The organism is Kribbella sp. NPDC050459 (assembly GCF_040655315.1).
GTDB lineage: Bacteria > Actinomycetota > Actinomycetes > Propionibacteriales > Kribbellaceae > Kribbella.
This window is the reverse complement of sequence record NZ_JBFAJQ010000004.1, coordinates 139,587-158,313: the sequence shown is the minus strand read 5'-3', so window position 1 is coordinate 158,313 and position 18,727 is coordinate 139,587. Positions and strand designations below refer to the sequence as shown.

The window sequence follows — 18,727 nt, the reverse complement described above, 5'->3', positions numbered from 1 at the left end:
CAACCTTCAGCACCGACCCGACGCCCACCACCAGACAGGCTCTCGCCGCGCAACAGACCTTCAACAAGTGGGGCGGCGGTTGTGGTTGAGGCGGCGTTCTACGGGGACGATTTCACTGGGTCGACCGATGCGATGGTGCAGTTTGCTCGGGTCGGGTTGCGGTCGGTGCTGCTTGTGACGTTGCCGTCGGCATCTGAGTTGCGCGAGCTGGCCGAGCGGTACGACGTGATCGGTGTCGCCGGGATCGCACGGTCGCTGCCGCCTGACGAGCAGGAAGCTGAGCTTCGTCCGGTGCTGCAGGCGCTCCGGGATCTCGGGCCGCGCGTATTGCAGTACAAGGTCTGCTCGACTGCCGACTCCTCCCCCACGCGTGGCAGCATCGGGCGAGCGCTGGAGATCGGGCGGGAGGTTTGTGGTACCACCGTCGTACCTGTCCTCATCGCGCAACCGGAGCTGGGCCGCTACACCGTCTTCAGCCACCATTTCGCCGCCGAAGCCGGCACCGTTCACCGCCTCGACCGTCAACCCACCATGTCCACGCATCCCGCCACCCCCATGCACGAGTCCGATCTCCGCGAACACCTCAGCCGTCAGACGTCGCTTCCTCTTGGTGCCCTTCACCTGACCACCTACTCCACGCTCGCGACTGGCCTCACCGCGGCTGGGGACGTTGCCGCAGCTATTCTCGATGCGCTGACCGACGAGGATCTGCGGCTACTCGGAAAGGTGATCCTGGGAGACGCGGGTGAAGCCAGGTTCGTCGTCGGCTCAGGCGGTATGTCCCGAGCCGTCGCCTTGGCCCTTCGGCCTGACGGCGGAGCAGCTACCGCGGCGGCGTCCCGTGTCGGTGGGCCGGTGTTAGTGGTGTCGGGCAGCCAGTCGCGGCGTACCGCGGGGCAGATCGAGTACGCCCGCTCCGCCGGCTGGGAGGTGCTGCCGCTCGCAGACAGTGCGACGGCTCAGACGACCGCCGCGCTCGCAGACGGCACCATGCGTCAGACGACGGCTGTACCAGCAGACGGCGCAGTGGGTCAGGCGATTGGCGCGCCCGCCGACGGCGTGTCCGGGCAGGCGACTGCTGTGCCTGCGGACGGCATGGCGGGTCAGAAGACCGCCTCGCTCGCCGACGGTGTGGCGGCTCAGACGACTGCTGGGCCGCCAGACGGTACGGCGGGTCAGGCGACTGCCGTGCCAGCAGACGGCGCGGTGGGTCAGGCGCTTGGCGCGCCCGCCGACGGTGTGCCCGGTCAGGCGACTGCTGTGCCTGCGGACGGCATGGCGGGTCAGAGGACCGCCTCGCTCGCCGACGGTGTGGCGGCTCAGACGACTGCTGGGCCGCCAGACGGTACGGCAGGTCAGGCGACTACCGCGCTCGCGGATGGTGAGGTGGGGCGGGTGATTGGTGCGTTCGTGGCGGGGGTGGATGGAGTCGTCGTGCATACGAATGAGTTGGATCCCAGGGACCTCGCGCAGGTGCCTGCTGCGTTGGCGGAGGTTGTGCGGGGGGTTGCTGCGGCGGTCGGCGTACGTCGGGTGGTGGTGGCGGGTGGGGATACGTCTGGGCAGGTGCTGCGGGAGCTTGGGGTCAGTGCGCTTGAGCTGGTTGATGGGTCGGAGTCGATCGCGCCTGGGGTGCATTTGTGCCGGGCGGCGTCGGGCGAGGTGGAGCTCGATGGGCTGGAGTTGTTGTTGAAGCCGGGGCAGTTGGGGGAGGTCGATCTGTTTACGCGGTTTCGGAGGTGGTCAGGGTGAAGGATTCGACTGGTGCCTGTGGGCTGTCGAGGATTTCGACGGTGCGTGGCGCGGAGGCGACGGTCAGGTTCGTGATGGTGATGTCGCGTACGACGGGGGCGTGGCCGCCGACGTGTTCGGGTTCCGCGTGGCGGGTGGTGATGAGTACGGCGGAGGAGGTGACTGACTCGACTGCGAGGTTTTCGACACGGACCTGCTCGATCAGGCCGCCACGTGAGGAGTTCGTCTTGATCCGTACGGCGTGGTCGACGGTTGGGCCGGCGACGTGCAGGTCGCGGGCATGGACGTTGTGGACTCCACCGGATACTTCGCTCCCGATCGTCAACGCGCCGTGGCCGGCGACGAATCGGCACGACTCGATGAGGATGTTCCGGGACGGGCGACCGACGCGGCGGCCGTCGTCGTCGCGGCCGGACTTGATCGCGATGCAGTCGTCACCGGTGTCGAACGAGCAGCCGGTGATGACGACGTCCGTGCAGGAGTCGGGATTGCAGCCGTCGTTGTTCGGGCCGTGCGAGTCGACGGTGACTCCGCGCACCAGGACGTCGCTGCAGAAGACCGGGTGCACCACCCACATCGGGGCGTTGACGATGCGGACGTCTTCGATGCGGACGCGACGACAGCTGTGCGGCTGGACGAAGCTGGGGCGGAAACCGTGACCGGGTTCGAAGACACGGTCCGCCACCGGGACGCCGTCGTCGACCATGCGCAGCAGACGTTCCCAGTCCGTGCGCGGGCGGGTGTTGTGCCACCAGTTATCCGTGCTCGCGCCGCCGTCGAGGGTTCCGGTGCCGGTGATCGCGACGTCCGTTTCGTCGTAGGCGTAGATGAGAGGTGAGTGACTGAAGCACTCGATCCCCTGCCACCGGGTGCGGACGATCGGGTACGCCGCTGGGTCCGTGCTGAACCGCAGCGTCGCGCCGGCAGACACGTGCAGCTCGACGTTGCTGCGCAGCCGGATCGCACCGGTGTGGAATTCACCGGCGGGTACGACGACGCGCCCGCCGGTGAGCGCGCACGCGTCGATCGCCCTCGCAATCGCCGCCGTACAGTCCGCGTCAGCGGCGGCGCCGAAGTTGGTGATCAGGTAGTCAGTCATCGTGGGGTAGGGCTTGGGTGTGGAGGGCGTTGGCGAGCGGTACGGCGATGACCCAGCTGGGGTTCCAGGTGTTGGCGTGGCCGCGGCGTTGCCAGTGGGTTTGGAAGACGGCTTCGCCTTGTTCGCCGGGCAGGGGGAAGTTCCAGTCGTGGGGGCTGATGGCGACGTTCTGGGTGAGGGCCTGGAGGGTCGTTCGGGCCGCGTCGACGTACGACCGGCGGTTGGTGGTGAGTCCGAAGGACAGCAGTTCGTACGTCGGGAAGAAGGCGTCGAGGTGGTGGTTCTGGACACTGACGGTCGGCCAGCCGATCGCGTTGAAGCCGGCCGCGTGCAAGGGCGAGCCCTCGTCCTGTTCAGGGGACCACACGTAAACCCAGGTCAAGAGCCAGTCGGCGGCCACCTCGCACCAGGTCGCATAGACGGGATCGCCGGTACGGCGGAAGAGCTCGTAGGCGGCCATGAAGTAGTACATGCCGGCTTCTTTGTCCTCGCACGCCGCGTCGAGTGTGGACCGCGAGAACGGGCGGTCGAAGGTCCGCGCGTGCTGATCGTGGTACCGGGACAGCCAGACGGTCGCCTCCGACAACAGCTCGGCGTCGTCAAGAACCTCCGAGGCCTTCAGCGCAGCGAGTACGCACGGGATCCCGGCGGACGAGACGGTCGTCGCCGCCGGAGAGCCGTCCAGCCGCCACCCCACCGGGAACGTGCCGTCGGCCAACTGAGCGCCCGCCGAGCAGCGAAGAAAGGTCATGGACTCCGTGAGGGCGTGCAACCAGGACGGCGGAACGGCTTCGCCGTGCGCTCGGAAGAGCGTGATGATGTCGGCCAGGTCCGCGATCGTCTCGCCGTAAGCACGGCTGGAGACCATCGGACGGTTGCCGGTCCGGAAGCTGGTCCAGCGACGGGTGATGGCCTGGTAGGCGTTGTGGCGCAGGCCGGGAGTCGGCGTCGGGCTGCCCGACAGGTAGAACTCGACGGCCGCGCGGCAGCGATCGATGCGCAGGCGGTCCCGGGTGTTGAAGCCGAGTTGCGCGTCGCACCAGGCGAGCTTGAGCGCCTGGCCGGTCCACCCGTACATGAAGTGCCGCGTCTTCCGCGGACCGTTGCCCGAGATGTCACTGAACTTCGTGTACCCGGCCACCGTCCCGGACTGGTACCACCGGTTGTCCAGAGCAACGGTCTTCAGCCGGATCAACTCGTCCAGCGCCAGACCGTCAGCACCGGAACCAGTGAAGACCGTGCGCGCCGTGTGGACCAGCTGCCGGAAGGCGTGACCACGAATGTCCTGCGGCCCCCAGTCGAGGACCAGCCGCTGTGTGTAGCTCTCCCCCGGCCGCAGCGTGAGGTAGCCGTCGTCGGTGACCTCGGTCTCGGCCTTGCTGACATACCGGATGTCCTGCTTGCCGTCGAACATCAGGACGCCGCTGAGCGCCGCGATCACCGGCCCCTCCTGCCGGATCGCGCCGAGCGAACCGTAGCGGACCTGGCCGTCCCCCGAGCGGCGTGCCTGCGGGCGCGAGAGGACGGACAGCCAACGCCGCTCGCGGCCCTCGCGCCATTCGAGGTTCACCCCGGGGATCGGCAGCCGGTCCTCCTCGGCGACGAATCCGCCGCCGGGCGCCGGACCGATTCGCGGTACGGCGCGCGCCGGGTCGGCGGACGGGTTGTCGTTGTAGATCACGCCGGGGACGGTGAGCTGGCTGTCCTTCACCCGGCCCAGGTCGAGCAGCAGTCCGACAGCAAGGTCCGCGAGCCGGCGCTTGCTCGTGTTGCGCCACCGGAGCTCGAGGTTCAACCGGTCGCCGTCGTCGAACGCCAGCTGCACCTCGACCGCGAGCGGTCCGGTGCGGCAGCCGGCGCGGTGCTCGCCCGGTCGCCGCGAGATCCACCAGCCGTCGGGTGACGGTGTCCCGGCCGCCTGGAGCAGACTCGGCTGCCACGGCCGGCCGGCCGAGCAGGTCAGCAGACCGGCCAGCGGGCGTTCGAGGTAGACCGGGCCGTCGGCCAGGCCGAGCTGCAGGACCACACCGTCAGGGGTACGGCGGAGTTCGGCTTGGCGGGGTCCCGACGTGAGCCGTGGCATCAGGACCTCCGGCGGATCTGGATGGCCTGGTACTGCGTGCCGGGCAGCCGGACGGTCAGCGTGTCGGTGACGTTCTCACGGGTACGGCGTACCGAGTGGTTCCACACGTCCAGCACGTCGACGTCGTACACGCCCTCCGGGAGCGAGAACGTGCGGTCGGGGAACTGGTGCTCGCCGAGGTACTGCAGGTAGTACGAGCCGGGCACAGCGAGAGTCGGCGCGTCCCGGTAGTCGTCGATGGGCTCAACGCCGTCCGGGAGCTCGTCGAGGACCTCACGCAACAACCGAAGCCGCTGCGCCGCAACCCCCGTCGGCCGACTACCCCCGGCTGACCAAGGCGTGTCGACGTACCACTCGCCATGGGTTACGTACGCCCCGCGGACCGTTCCCTCCCAGATGCGGGTGAGCATCTCCTCGGGACGGAGGCTGGTGTCGGGGGTGGTGCCGTTGCCCTCGTAGCCGCAGGCGTCGACGAAAACGGGTTTGGCATAGTCGCGGCGGAGGGACGAGACACCACGCAGGTTCTCGAGGCGGACGCTGAGGTGGGTCAGCCAGGGCGGTCCGGGATCGGTTGCCTCGTGCATCGAGATCAGGTGGTGGCTGGGATCGAGTTCGGCGATGAGCTCAGCCAGCCGGCGCACGTCCGTGGCCTGCGGTGTGCTGGTCGGCGACAGGCACCAGGTGACGTTGCGGTACGCGGACAAGCGGTTCACCGTGGCGCGGATGGTGGCCTCGTCCAGCGGGAGGCTCACGTCGGCGACGATGCCGGCCGTCAGGAGGTCGCGGACCTGGTCCTCGATGATCTCCGAGAATGCGAGCCGGACGCGGTTGAACGGCGACGCCGCGATCGCGGGACGCGCCGCGGCCCATTGGTCGGGGCGGCCGAACCACGACGTCGTCAGCGGGTAGTACGGCGTGCCGTCCGCCCATCGCAGCGCCGTCCCGAAACGCCGGACCGGACCACGCGAGGTCCCCGGCGTGCAGGTGAACTCAAGGCCGGAAGACCCCGACCACTCGCCTTCCAGGTCCGGGCTGAACCGGACGAGCCAGCCGCCTTCGGACTGGAACGACTCCGCGTAGGCGGTGGCGCCGGACGCGTGCCGGAAATGCACGCCGGTCGGTCCGGCAACGGGTAGTTCGAGCACGTCCCAGCGTGCTACTGACGTCATCGGGTGCCTCTCAGGGCGAGGTACGGGGTGGCGGGCAGCGGGATGCGGCTCGGGCCGGTGTACTCGGACAGCGGGGTGATGGTCATCGCGCGGGTGTCGATCAGGTCGAAGTGGAACGGCGATCCGTCCGGCAGGTCGAGTTCCACGGCCGACGGCTGCCGGTCGCCGAGGTAGTGCAGGACGCAGCGGTCGGTGTCGACCTCGCCGTCCGACTGCCGTGGCAGTCCGGCGAACACGGCCCGCAGGAAGTCGATCCGCTCCGGGCTGTCGCCGTACAGCCGGCCGCCGATCGAGATCCAGGCCCGGGTCTCACGGTCGACGAACGACTCGCCGTGACCGACGTACCCGCCGAGCGACATGCCCTGCCAGAACCGGTGCACCATCTCGTCCGCGGTCAGGTTGCCCCAGCGGCGGCCGGCGTTGCCCTCGTAGCCGATCTCGTCGATCACCACCGGCTTCGGGCAGTCCCGCCACGCGGCGACCTCGGCGCCGTCCCAGTGCTGCACGCTCTGGTGGGTGATCCACGGCTTGCCGAAGTCGTACGGCGTGAAGACCTCGTACATCTTGGTGCCGTTGTGGATCGACCGCAGCCGCTGGTACGGGTCGTAGCGCTGCACCAGCTGGAGCAGCCGGTCCCAGTCCGCGATCGTCTTCTCGTGGTTGAAGTCGTACTCGTTCGACAGTGACCACCAGACGTTGCGGTACGCCGCCAGCCGCGCGACGACGTACCGCAGGTACGCCGCGTCCTGCCCCGGGGTCATCCGGTCGAAGCCCCACACGCCACGGTCGTAAGGGTGGAACAGGATCACGTCCGCCTGGATCCCCAGCGCCAGCAGGTCGGCAACACGGCTCTCGAAGTGCTGGAAGAACACCGGGTCGTACCGCTCGACATCGACGGATCCGGGCGTGTTGCCCGCGAACGGGGTGCGCTCGGGGCGCATCCCGTCCGTGGGCAGCAGGCACATCCGGACCTTGTCGAAGGGTGCCTCGCGCAACGACTCGAGCGTGAGCTCCTGGAGCTCCTTCGTCTCGTACGTCCAGTGGTAGCAGGTGGTGCCGATGCAGTCGTAGCGGCTGCCGTCGGCGTACGAGAAGTGGTGCCTGCCGAGCACGTCGACCGGTCCGTGGTTGCCCTGGCCCGGTGGGACGCAGGTGAAGGTGCCCTGGTGGCCGTCCAGTTCGGGGGCGGAGCTGGAGGTGATGTACGACCACTCCCCCTCACGGTCCGGTGAGAACCGCGCGCGGTAGTCCCCGTCGCCGTCGTAGAAGCCGTCGACGGTCACCATCCGGTTCCGGAACTGGTAGGTGACCTGGAACTCCACATCGGCGAACGGGTTGCCGCCGGACGGCCCGGTCAGGGTGAGCTCGTGCAGGCCCCACTTCTCGATACTCATGGCAATCGGTCTCCTGCCTGGATCCACTCGGGCGCCAGGATCACGTGCTTGATGGTCTTGCGCAGGTACGAGTACGCGACGTGCAGCCGGCCGTCGCGGGTCTGCAGCAGCGTCGGGTACGAGTAGCCGAACTCGTTGTCGCGGTACTCCTCGTCCTGCACCTGGAGGTTGCGCCAGTACGGCCAGGTGGCGCCGTCGTCCTCGGACAGCGCCAGCGTCAGCGGGGTGCGCAGGGTCTTCCGGCGGACGCCGCCCTTGCCGTCGTCGACCCAGCGGAACTGGTCGCGGTCGGCGCACGAGTCGTTGAACACCATGACGAGCCGACCGTCGCTGAGCCGGAGCACCTGGATCGCCGAGTTGTTGTTCGGCAGAGTGGTCTTCTCGGGAGCGGTCCAGGTGCGGCCGTTGTCCTTCGACACCGACCGGTGGATGCGGTCGGCGGCGCGGCTGCGGTAGTAGCCGACGAGTTCGCCCGGTGACAGCTCGGCGATGCTCATCTGCACCTGCCCGACCGCGTCCGGCACCTCCACGGTCGACCACGTCGTGCCTTGGTCGGTGCTGAGCTTCAGCACCGTGCGCTCGGCGGTCTTGTCGCAGTCGTACGCCGGCAGCAGCCAGTCGCCGTTGCTCAGCACAACAATCGGGTTCCGGATGAACGAACCGAGGTGGTCGAACAGCACCTCACTCCGCTCCCAGGTGACCCCGCCGTCGTGCGAGACCCGCCGGATCACCCGCGAGCTCGACTGGTCATGCGGTTCGTTCGAGGTGTGCAGCAGCCAGACCTCACCCGCCGGCGGGGCGACGAACAGCAGCGGATTCTGTTCCGACCTGCGCGGGTCGGAGGACAGCTGTACGGGCGGCAGCCAGGTGTCGGAGCCGGCCGGGAGGCGGGAGAGCACGATGTTCGTGTCCGGTTCGCCTTCGCCGGGGCCGTTGAACCACGCGCAGAGCAGGTCGCCGGCCTCGGTCTCGACGAGGGTGGCGGCGTGGCTGTCACCGGGGTGGATGGTGGGCAGGAGGGCCGCACCCTCGCGGATGCGGCCGTCGAACCTGGGATCGATCACCATGTGAGCCCGCGGGCGACCTGCGCCTTGATGTAGTCGGGGATGTCCTGCGTCTCGGCGACCAGCAGCGACGAGTCGACGTCCATGCCGTCCTTGAGCACGTGCTGCCGGAACACCTTGTACAGCGGGATGTCCCAGTACTCGGTGTTCTGGTAGTTCTTGATGACCGCGTTGTCGCCCCAGTACACGGCCGAGGTGTCGACCGCCGCGAGCTCCGGGATCGCCGTACCGAACGCGTTCACGACCGCGTCGGTCTTCAGCACCGCCTTCATGCCGTACGACGAGATCCGCGTCTGCATCTCCTCCGACACCAGGTACTTGATCACGTCCAGCGCCTGGTCCTTGTGCTGCGACTGCGGCGGGATGAACGCGGCCCGGGTGTCCGGCTGGTAGATCGTCTTCGACCCGCGCGACAGCACCGGCATCGAGGTGACGCCGATCTTCACGCTCTTGGCCCACTCGGCGAACTGCGCGGCGTCGTCCTCCTCGACGTAGTACGGGCTGAGCGCGTACGCGTTCAGCTTCGACAGGTTGTTCACCGCCATCGCGAGGTGGCCGGGGAAGCTCATGTCGCCCTTGAAGAAGTCGTCCACCGTGGTGAAGTTGTTCCGCGGGATCATCAGGAACCGGTACAGGTTGTTCGCGACGGTCTTCCACTCCGCGCTGGTCAGGTTGACCTTCACGTCCTCCGGCGCCGGCTGCTCGCTCGAACCGGGCACGAACGGGTAGAGCCCGAGCTGGTTCATCGCGAGGTAGTTGTCCGGGTGCTGCATGTAGCCCTTGTAGTGGTGGATCCCGTCCTGCCGGGTGAGCTTCTGCGCGAGCTTGTAGACGTCGTCGTACGTCGACCCGGCCGTCGGGTACCGGACGCCGAACTTGTCGAAGATCAGCTTGTTGTAGAACAGCAGGCTCTCGTCGATCCACAGCGGGACGCCGTACAGGCCGCCGTCGGAGCGGGACTTGATCTGCTCGACCGAGCCGACGTTCAGCGCGGTCAGGTCGATGCCGGCCTGCTGCACCAGTCCGGTGATGTCCTGGGTCCAGCCCAGCGGCTCGAGGTCCCGGTCGATCCGCAGCCGCGGGTCCTCCAGGATCAGGTCCGGCACCCGGCCGGCCTTGGCCATGTCCTCGTACCGGATCGGGTAGTCCCAGGTGGCGTACTTCAGCTTGATGTTCGGGAACTTGGCCCGGATCGCGTCACCGAACACGGTGTCGAAGTACCGGGTCGCCTCGCGGCCCTGGTCGTTGCCGCCGAGCTCGAACGGCTTGAAGTTGGCGGCGAAGACGAACAGCTCGTCGTCGGCGACCGAGAACGGCACGTTGTACTTGTTCGGGATGTCGACGACACCGGTCGCGGAGCTCACGCTGCCGCGCGACGTCGCGGTGGTGGAGCTGGTGGTGGCAGCGGCGGCGGTCCCGGCGGGGAGCACGCCGCCCAGGGCGGCCAGGCCGCCGAGCAGCGCGCTGTTGCGGACGAAGCCGCGACGCGACAGGCCGGGGCCGTCGGACGAAGCGGAAGGACGCTCGGCGTTCTGAGCTTCAGACATGGAATGACCTTTCCTACGGGGCGGTGGTGGCCGTGAGGACACCCTTCAGGTCGAGCTGCTCGGCCAGGTGGCACGCGACTTTGCGGCCGCCGATCTCGCGCAGCTGCGGGACTTCGGTCTTGCACCGCGCCTCGGCGTACCCGCACCGCGGATGGAACGGGCAGCCGGACGGCACCTTCGACGGGTCCGCGATCTCGCCGCGCAGCTTGATGCGCTCGCGGAGCCCGCGGGAGGCGGGGTCGGGATCCGGTACGGCGCTCAGCAGCGCCTCGGTGTACGGGTGCAGGGGTCTGGTGTAGAGCTCCTCGGTCGTCGCGCTCTCGACGAGCTTGCCGACGTACATCACCGCGACGTCGTCGGCGACGTGCTCGACGATGCCGAGGTCGTGGGACACGAACAGGTAGGTGAGGCCGGACTCCTCCTGCAGATCCCGCAGCAGGTTGAGGATCTGGGCCCGGACCGACACGTCGAGCGCGCTGACCGCCTCGTCCGCGACCACCAGCCGCGGCTCGGTGGCGAGCGCCCGCGCGATCACGACCCGCTGCCGCTCGCCGCCGCTGAACGCGTGCGGGTAGCGGTGCGCGTACTCGGCCCGCAGCCCGACGCGACGCAGCAGCGCGGCGACCTTGTCGTCGATCTCGTCGCGCGACCCCGCCCCCTGCACCCGGAGCGGCTCGGCGATGATGTCGCGCAGCGTCTTGCGCGGATCGAGCGAGGAGTGCGGGTCCTGGAAGATCAGGCGGACCTGGCCGCGGTACGGCTTCAGCTGCTTCTCGCTCAGCGGCGCCAGGTCGACACCGTCGAACATGATGCTGCCCGAGGTCGGCTCGTAGGCGCGGACGATGCAGCGGCCGAGGGTCGTCTTCCCGCAGCCCGACTCGCCCACGAGCCCGAGCGTGCGGCCGGCCTGGATCGACAGGTCGACACCGTCGACCGCCTTCACGAAGCCCCGGTTCCGCCCGAGGAACCCGCCGTGCAGCGGGAAGTGCATGGTCAGCCCACGTGTCTCCAGCAACGTCATGACTTCTCCTCGCCGTACAGCAGACAGGCGACGTCGATCTCGTCGCTGCGCACCCGGAGCGGCACGGTCGTGTCGCACTTCCCGGCCATGAACGCGTCGCATCGCGGGTGGAACCGGCACCCCGACGGCCGCTCGTACGGCGGCGGCACGGTCCCGCGGACTGCGACCAGCCGCTCCTGCCCGCGCGCACCGAGTCTGGGCACCGAACGCACAAGTGCTTGTGTGTAAGGGTGTTTGGGCCGGCTGAGTACGGCGGACGCCGGCCCCTGCTCGACGACTTCGCCGAGGTACATCACCGCGACCTCGTCGGCGACCTGCGCCGCGACGCCGAGGTCGTGCGTGATCAGCATGATCGCCATCCCGAACTCCTGCTGCAGGTCCTGCAGCAGGTCCAGGATCTGCGCCTGGGTGGTGACGTCGAGCGCGGTCGTCGGCTCGTCCGCGATCAGCAGCCGCGGCCGGCACGACAGCGCCATCGCGATCATCGCGCGCTGCCGCATGCCGCCGCTGAGCTGGAACGGGTACGAGTCCACGCGGCGCTGCGGGTTCGGGATGCCGACCCGGCCGAGCATCTCGATCGCGCGCTCCCGGGCGGCCTGCTTGCCGACGTGCTCGTGCAGCCGGATCGCCTCGACGATCTGGTCGCCGATCGTGTGCACCAGGCTGAGCGACGCCATCGGCTCCTGGAACACCATCGCGATGTCGGCCCAGCGCACCTGCCGCAGCCGCTTGTCCTTCGCCGCCAGCAGGTCGAGCGGCTCGCTGTCCGGCGCGTCGTCGTACAGCAGGATCTCGCCGCCGACGATGCGGGCCGGCTTCTCCACCAGCCGCAGGATCGACCGGGCGGTGACGCTCTTGCCGCACCCGGACTCGCCGACCACGGCCAGCGTCCGGCCGCGCGGCACCGACAGGCTGACACCGTCGACGGCCTTCACCACTCCGTCGCCGAGCTCGAAGTGAGTCCTCAACGAGCGCACTTCCAGTAGAGGTTGCATCAGAGGGTCCTCACTTGTAGGGATCCGCGGCGTCGCGCAGACCGTCGCCGACGAAGTTCATGGCCAGGACGACCACCACGACCGCGAGGCCGGGTGTCAGCAGCCACGGCGCCGTGGCGACCGCGCGGATGTTCTGCGCGCCCTCGAGCAGCACGCCCCAGCTCACCGCGGGCGGCTGCAGACCGAGGCCGAGGAACGACAGGCTGGTCTCGGCGAGGATCATCCGCGGCACCGCCATCGAGATCGACGCGATGATGTGACTGGCGAACGACGGCACCATGTGGCCGAAGATGATCCCGGTCCGGCCGACGCCGTCCAGCCGGGCCGCCATCACGAAGTCCTCCTCGCGCAGGCTGAGGAACCGGCCGCGGACGTCCCGCGCCAGCCCGGTCCAGCCGATCAGCGAGAGGATCACGGTGATCGCGAAGTACCTCGTCAGCGGTCCCCAACTGCCCGGCAGCGCGGCCGACAGCGCCATCCACAGCGGCAGCGTCGGGACCGACATGATGAACTCGATGATCCGCTGGATGATGTTGTCGACCGTGCCGCCCAGGTAGCCGGAGATACCGCCGATCAGCATGCCGAGCACGAAGCTCGCGAACACGCCGACGAGTCCGATCGACAACGACACCCGGGCACCGTGGATCAGCCGGGACAGCAGGTCGCGGCCGGATTGGTCGGCGCCGACCAGGAAGAACGGCTCGCCGGCCGTCGTCGGACCGATCAGGTGGATGTTCGACTTGATCGGGCCCAGGATCGAGTACTCGTCGCCGCGCACGAACCACCCGATGTCGACGATCTTCGACTTGTCGACGGTGAAGGTCTGCTCGAACGTCTCCTGGTTGCGCGTCGACGAGTACCCGTACACGAACATCCCGTGCTCGGCGTCGACATGGATCCGCTGCGGTGGGGCGTACGGCAGCGAGGTGTGCGCGGTGTCGGCACTGGACGGGGCGAAGAAGCCCGCGAAGATCGCGACGAAGTAGATCGGGACCAGCACGATCAGCCCGATCAGCGCCAGCCGGTGCCGGCGGAACTGCCGCCACATCAGCCGCCACTGCGGCAGCGCGCCGTGGTCGCGAAGGCTCTTCACGACCTCCGCCGGCACTTCGTGCGAAGTGTCCGGAGCGATCGCCTCGGTCTGCTGGACCATTCAGATCTATCCCTTCTGGAACCGGGTGCGGATCCGCGGATCCCACCAGGCCAGTGCGAGGTCGCTGAGCATCGTGCCGATCACCGTCAGCGTGCTGAGGATCAGCACGAAGCTGCCGACCAGGTACATGTCCTGGCTCTTCACCGCCCCGAGCAGCAGCGGGCCGCTGGTCGGCAGGCTCATCACGACCGACACGATCGTCTCGCCGCTGATCAGGCCGGGCAGCAGCCAGCCGACCGTGCTGAAGAACGGGCTGAGCGACATCCGGACCGGGTACTTGAGCAGCAGCTTCCACTCCGGCAGGCCCTTCGCCCGCGCGGTCGCGACGTACGGCTTGTGCAACTCGTCGAGCAGGTTGGCCCGGGTGATCCGGATCAGGCCGGCCGTCCCGGCGACGCCGACCACCACGATCGGGATCCACAGGTGGGACAACAGATCGAGCAGCTTGCCCAGGTTCCAGGCCGCGTCGGCGTACTCCGGTGAGAACAGTCCACCGACGCTCTGGCCGAAGTACCGGAACCCGATGTACATCATCACCAGCGCGAGCATGAACTCCGGGACGGCCATCCCGATGAAGCCGAGGAACGAGGCCAGGTAGTCGCCGCCGGAGTACTGCCGCAGCGCGCTGTAGATGCCGATCGGGAACGCGATCGCCCAGACGAACAGCAGGCTCGCGATCGACAGCACCATCGACAGCAGCACCCGGTTGCCGATCAGGCTGGCCACCGACTGGTTCCAGGCGAACGACTGGCCGAGGTCACCGTGCAGTACGACGCCCTTGATCCAGGTGAGGTACTGCACGATGAACGGCTTGTCGAGCCCGTAGTGCCGTTTCAGCTCGGCGATCTGCGAGTCCGGGATGTCCTGGCCGCGGGCCTCCGCGTTCGCGATCACCGTGGTGGTGTAGTCGCCCGGCGGCAGCTTGATGACCACGAAGGTGACGAACGAGATCGCCGCCAGCGTGATGCCCATCCAGACCAGCCGCCGGGCCACGAAACGCAGCATTACCGGCCGATCGCGAACTGCTCGGGGTGAACGATGCCCGGGGCGACCGATTCGCTCATCGTGGCCGGCACGTTGTGGAAGTCGTTCTTCACCACGCCGTACGTGTTCGGGACCGAGCTGATGCCGATGTAGTAGAACTGGTCGGCCGCGATCTGCAGGATCTGCTTGCCCAGGTCGAGCGTCTTCGCCGGGTCCGGCTCCTGCCGAGCCTGGGTGAACAGCTCCATCTGCTTCTTGATCTCGGCCGGCGGCTGTACGCCTTCCTCGCCCTTCGACTGGTACCACTGCGCCCAGCCGATGCCGTATCGCGCGCTGCCGTCGTTGGTCGGCACCCAGTAGTGGTCGCCGCCGGTCCCGGTGGGCAGCACGAACGTGCCGCAGGTCCAGGTACCGGCGTCGTGGTCGTTGGCCTTGACCCGCTCCTTGTAGAGGTCTTCACTGACCGCCTGCGTGCGCAGCTCGATCCCGACCGCGGCCCAGCGCTTCTTGACGAACTCGATCGCCTCGACGTGGTCCGGGAACGACTCGCTGACCAGCACGGCGACCGACACCGGCTTCCCGTCCGCACCGAGCCGCTTGCCGTCCGCCGACTTCTTGGTCAGCCCGGCCGCGTCCAGGTGCTGGTTCGCCTTGGCGGCGTCGAACTCCAGGAACTGCGTGGCCAGCTGCTCGTTGTAGTACGGCGAGTCCTTCGGCGGCGCACCCTGCCAGGGCTCCCCCTGGCCGGCGTAGACGGCGTCGATGACCTCCTTGCGGTTGATCGCGTGCGACAGGCCGGCCCGGAACTCCTTGTTGGAGAACAGCGCCCGCTTGACCGGGTCCTTGTGGGTCAGGTTGAGGCCGAGGACCATCGTGTTGGTGAGCTGGGTCGGCACCTCGAAGATCTTGTAGCCGCCCTTCTCCCGGTTCTGCGCGACGACCGGCTTGTTCTGCGGCGTCCCGAAGTTCCGGTACTGCATGCCGAACTCGCCGTTCATCACCTTGAGCAGCTCGACCTGGGCGTCCTGGACGACTTCGACGCGGCAGTTGTCGATGTACGGCAGCTGCCGGCCCTGGTCGTCGACCTTCCAGTAGTACGGGTTCCGGGTCAGCGTGACCGCGGAGCCCTTGCCGAGCGCGGTGGTCACCTTCCACGGCGCCAGCGTCGGCTGCTCCGGGTTGGTCCACGGGTTCTGCTTCTGCGCGAACAGGTCGGTCCAGCTGCCGACACCGGCCTTCTTCGCCAGCGCGTTGACGAACTTGTTGTACTTCAGGTGGAACTGCTGGAAGTAGTGCTTCGGCAGCAGCATCCCGTAGGCGCCTTCACGCTCGAAGATGCCGTCGGCGATCTGCACCAGCAGCGACGGCTGCGGCGAGCTGTAGGTCATCTTGATCGTGCGCTCGTCGACCTTCTCGACCTTCGCGATCTTCCCGGTGTCCGGCGAGGTGAACGCGTCGTACAGTCCGTCCGGGTGCAGACCCTCGTCGCACTGCACCTCGAGGATCGTGAAGATCAGGTCGTCCGCCGTACACGGCTTGCCGTCGGACCACTTCATGCCCTCACGCAGGGTGAAGGTGTAGACCTTGCTCTCGGCATCGACCGTGTACTCGCAGGTGTTCGCCTCGATCTCGTCGTAACCGGGCTTGCCGACCTTGTCGGGCTTCCAGCGCAGCAGCGGCTCGTAGCGCATCGCGTACCACAGCCACTGGGTGTCCTCCTGGGTCAGCATCGCCGAGCGCCAGGTGCCGCCGTACATCGCCTTGCCGTCGAGGGGCTTGATCACCGGCGGGTTCTTCGGGAGCCGGTCCGCCAGCGGCGGCAGGGAGCCCTTGTCCACCAGGGCCTTCAGCATCGGCGATTCCTTGTCGCCGGCCGCGACGGCCTGGGCGCCGGCGCCGGCCGGCTTGGTGTCGAAGAAGCCGCATCCCGGGACGGTGGCGACGGCCAGCAGGCCGAGACCGCCCTGCAACAGCCGGCGTCGATCGATCTTGCTCTCAGACATCGTCCTACCTCACTGCTGCTCGAGCGTGATGTTGCTGAACTGCGCGGTCCCGTAGTCGACGAGACCGTTGTCGTCCAGAAGGCCGCCGTCGATGGCGAACCCGATGTAGAAGGAGCTGCTCGGCATCACGAGCTTCTCGTAGCCGAAGCGGTCCCACTTGACCTGATCCGTGGAGATGAACGCCTCGAACTCGACGTCCCGGAACTGCGGTCGCTCGCGCCGGAGCAGCCGCAGCCAGTACACCTTCGTGGGATCCAGGTAGCTGCCGTCCCACGGCCACGGGCCGACGCTGGGCACCGAGCCGTGGGTCTGGATCCGGATCGCCTGCGCCTTCATGCCGCCGTCGTCGGTGGCCGTCGGCGCGGCACTCGCGTTGTCGTTGACCGTGCCGTACCCGCCCGCGACGCCGAAGCCGATCCCGCCGTACATGAACGGCGCGGCCGGGTCGAGCGAGTCGCGGATCATCAGGCCCGCGGTCAGCCCGTTGGCGATCTTGCTGATCTTGTCCAGCCGCGCGGTGATCTGCGAGACCGCGCCGGCACCGCCGGCCTGGAGCTTGCGGTACACGTAGTGGAAGTTGCTGCTCCGCCCGTAGATCCGGCCGGAGCCCTTGATGGTCAGAACCCCGGCGTCCAGGCTCCCGGATCCCGGCACCGGCGGCTTCCCGACCGAGGCCGACGTCCAGCCCGCCGTACCCACCTGCTTGTTGACGTGCAGCTGGACGGCGGTCGACTGGGTCGCCGTGCCGTTGCGGTCGGTGGCCCGCGCCGTGACCCAGTAGGAGCCGTCGGCAACGTTCTTCCACTGCACCTGGTACGGCGCGCTCGTCGCGGTGCCGATCACCTGGTCACCGGCGAAGAACTCGACCTTGGCCAGCTGCCCGCCCTTCGCGGCGGAAGCGTCGGCCTCGATCGTCACGGTCGGCGCGGTCCGGCCGGCGACCGTCTGGTTCTGCGCCGGGGCGGTGATCCGCACGGCCGGGTTGCCGACCGGGTCCGGGACCAGCGAGTTGAGGTAGTTCTCCAGGTAGGTGTAGCCGTTCGGCGCGATCTTCTGCGCGTCCGACGGGTCGTTCGGGTCGAGCCCGTTCGCCTGCTCCCACCAGTCCGGGATGCCGTCGTGGTCGGAGTCCACCGGCGCCTCGGTCCGGGTCAGCTCCGGGTAGCCGCCGACCTGCTTCTGCGAGTTGATCAGCCGCCCGGTGCCGTTGCGGACCTCGTCGACGACGCGGGCGTCGGCGGCGTCGCGCTGCGGGAGGATCGCGCCGGCCCCGGCGAGCACCGCCTCGTACGCCTTGGCCGCCGCCTGCACCTCGCCGCGGCCCGGAATCGGCTGCGGCTCGGCCAGTTCGACGATGCCGCCGATCGGGTACCGGATGCCGCGCCGGTTGTGCGCCGTGACGTCCGGGTGACCCTCGACCTGGTTGCCGGCGACGTACCACTGACCGCCGCGGTTGGCGCTCACCACGACCGGCGCGACCTCGTCGAGCGTGGTCGGGCCCGGCTTGTAGAAGTTGTTCATGATGTTGATGCCGTTGGCCCACTCACCGCCGTACACCGAGGTGTACCCGTGGTCGTAGATCACGTTGTTGTAGTGGTCGACCTCGAGGTTGATGCCCTCGGTGTAGCCGAAGCGCGGCTGCCGTCCGCCCTGGTGGGCGACCAGGTTGTGGTGGTACGTGTTCCGCTCGCCGCCCCAGATGCCGCCGTACCCGTGCCGGTTCTTCGGGTGCGCGGACAGCGCCAGGCCCTCGGAGACGATGCACCACTGGACGGTGACGTCGAAGTTCCCGTACGGCGACAGGCACTCGTCGACCGCCCAGCTGAACGAGCAGTGGTCGATGATCAGGTTGCGGATCTGCGGGCTCACCGAGCCGGGCACGTTGGTGTTGAACGCGTCGTCGGCGACCGCGTTCTCGTCGCCGAGCCGGAACCGCAGGTAGCGCATCACGATGTCGTGCGCGCCGCCGCTGATGTTGGTGCCGTAGCCCGCGACGCAGATCCCGCCGCCAGGCGCGGTCTGTCCGGCGATCGTCAGGTTGCTCCCGGCGATCTTCAGGCCCGACTGCAGCTGGATCGTGCCGGAGACCCGGAACACGATCGTCCGGTCGGAGCCGGAGACCGCGTCCCGCAGCGATCCGGGTCCGGAATCGGCCAGCGTGGTCACCTCGTACACGGAGCCACCGCGGCCACCCTTGGCCCACATCCCGGCGCCCTCGGCGCCCGGGAAGGCCGGCAGCCGGCCCTCGTTCGCGGTGGCGCCGGCGGTCTTCGCGGTCGCCGTCGGCGTGATGCCGAGCGATGCGACACCGATGGCGGCCGCAGTGGTCCCGACGAATCCACGCCGGGACCAGCCTGGCGCCGGGGCTTCGCCTGGGAGAGTTTCTGTCATCGTCCATGCCTCGCTTTCGGCAGGGGGGCGGCTGCTGAGTCGCGCAGTCTGAATATCTAGTCAACTCCGAAT

General features: G+C 68.4%; 13 protein-coding genes. 1 reads left to right on the top strand and 12 read right to left on the bottom strand.

Features of this window, described 5'->3' with window-relative positions; translation table 11 throughout:
* The first annotated feature begins 81 nt into the window (after positions 1–81).
* Positions 82–1,752 carry a four-carbon acid sugar kinase family protein gene (locus AB0I12_RS16815; protein ID WP_359930023.1) on the top strand — a complete coding sequence of 557 codons (1,671 nt, stop codon included), beginning with the start codon at positions 82–84 and terminating at the stop codon, positions 1,750–1,752.
* Here the strand turns inward: AB0I12_RS16815 and AB0I12_RS16810 are convergent.
* Genes AB0I12_RS16810 through AB0I12_RS16755 form a run of 12 tightly spaced genes read right to left on the bottom strand, consistent with a single transcriptional unit; the run spans position 1,724 to position 18,655 of the window.
* Complete coding sequence (locus AB0I12_RS16810) at positions 1,724–2,851, bottom strand: glycoside hydrolase family 28 protein (RefSeq protein ID WP_359930021.1); 1,128 nt, start codon at positions 2,849–2,851, stop codon at positions 1,724–1,726. The two genes, AB0I12_RS16815 and AB0I12_RS16810, sit on opposite strands and share 29 nt — an antisense overlap.
* Complete coding sequence (locus AB0I12_RS16805; RefSeq protein ID WP_359930019.1) at positions 2,844–4,934, bottom strand: hypothetical protein; 2,091 nt, start codon at positions 4,932–4,934, stop codon at positions 2,844–2,846. Before AB0I12_RS16805 ends, AB0I12_RS16810 begins: the two co-directional genes overlap by 8 nt.
* A complete protein-coding gene (locus AB0I12_RS16800) occupies positions 4,934–6,103 on the bottom strand; it encodes a DUF5605 domain-containing protein (RefSeq protein WP_359930017.1) in 1,170 nt (389 codons plus the stop codon). Before AB0I12_RS16800 ends, AB0I12_RS16805 begins: the two co-directional genes overlap by 1 nt.
* Positions 6,100–7,497, bottom strand: a complete 1,398-nt coding sequence (locus AB0I12_RS16795) for a DUF5060 domain-containing protein (protein ID WP_359930015.1) — start codon at positions 7,495–7,497, stop codon at positions 6,100–6,102. The genes AB0I12_RS16800 and AB0I12_RS16795 overlap by 4 nt, the downstream gene beginning before the upstream one ends.
* Positions 7,494–8,561, bottom strand: a complete 1,068-nt coding sequence (locus tag AB0I12_RS16790) for a sialidase family protein (protein WP_359930013.1) — start codon at positions 8,559–8,561, stop codon at positions 7,494–7,496. The genes AB0I12_RS16795 and AB0I12_RS16790 overlap by 4 nt, the downstream gene beginning before the upstream one ends.
* On the bottom strand, positions 8,558–10,108 hold the full coding sequence (locus AB0I12_RS16785; protein ID WP_359930011.1) for an extracellular solute-binding protein: 1,551 nt from the start codon (positions 10,106–10,108) through the stop codon (positions 8,558–8,560). The genes AB0I12_RS16790 and AB0I12_RS16785 overlap by 4 nt, the downstream gene beginning before the upstream one ends.
* 13 nt (positions 10,109–10,121) lie before the next feature.
* Entirely contained in the window at positions 10,122–11,129 is a 1,008-nt protein-coding gene (locus AB0I12_RS16780; protein WP_359930009.1) for an oligopeptide/dipeptide ABC transporter ATP-binding protein, read from the bottom strand.
* Positions 11,126–12,124 (bottom strand): ABC transporter ATP-binding protein, encoded by a 999-nt coding sequence (locus AB0I12_RS16775; RefSeq protein WP_359930008.1) that lies wholly within the window; start codon positions 12,122–12,124, stop codon positions 11,126–11,128. Before AB0I12_RS16775 ends, AB0I12_RS16780 begins: the two co-directional genes overlap by 4 nt.
* Before the next feature lie 10 nt (positions 12,125–12,134).
* Positions 12,135–13,277 (bottom strand): ABC transporter permease, encoded by a 1,143-nt coding sequence (locus tag AB0I12_RS16770; protein WP_359930007.1) that lies wholly within the window; start codon positions 13,275–13,277, stop codon positions 12,135–12,137.
* Positions 13,278–13,283: 6 nt separating this feature from the next.
* Entirely contained in the window at positions 13,284–14,282 is a 999-nt protein-coding gene (locus AB0I12_RS16765; protein ID WP_355700063.1) for an ABC transporter permease, read from the bottom strand.
* Positions 14,282–16,264 (bottom strand): ABC transporter substrate-binding protein, encoded by a 1,983-nt coding sequence (locus AB0I12_RS16760; RefSeq protein WP_359930005.1) that lies wholly within the window; start codon positions 16,262–16,264, stop codon positions 14,282–14,284. Before AB0I12_RS16760 ends, AB0I12_RS16765 begins: the two co-directional genes overlap by 1 nt.
* A gap of 9 nt (positions 16,265–16,273) precedes the next feature.
* Positions 16,274–18,655, bottom strand: coding sequence for an Ig-like domain-containing protein (locus AB0I12_RS16755; RefSeq protein ID WP_359930003.1), 2,382 nt, complete (start codon positions 18,653–18,655; stop codon positions 16,274–16,276).
* Positions 18,656–18,727: the final 72 nt, after the last annotated feature.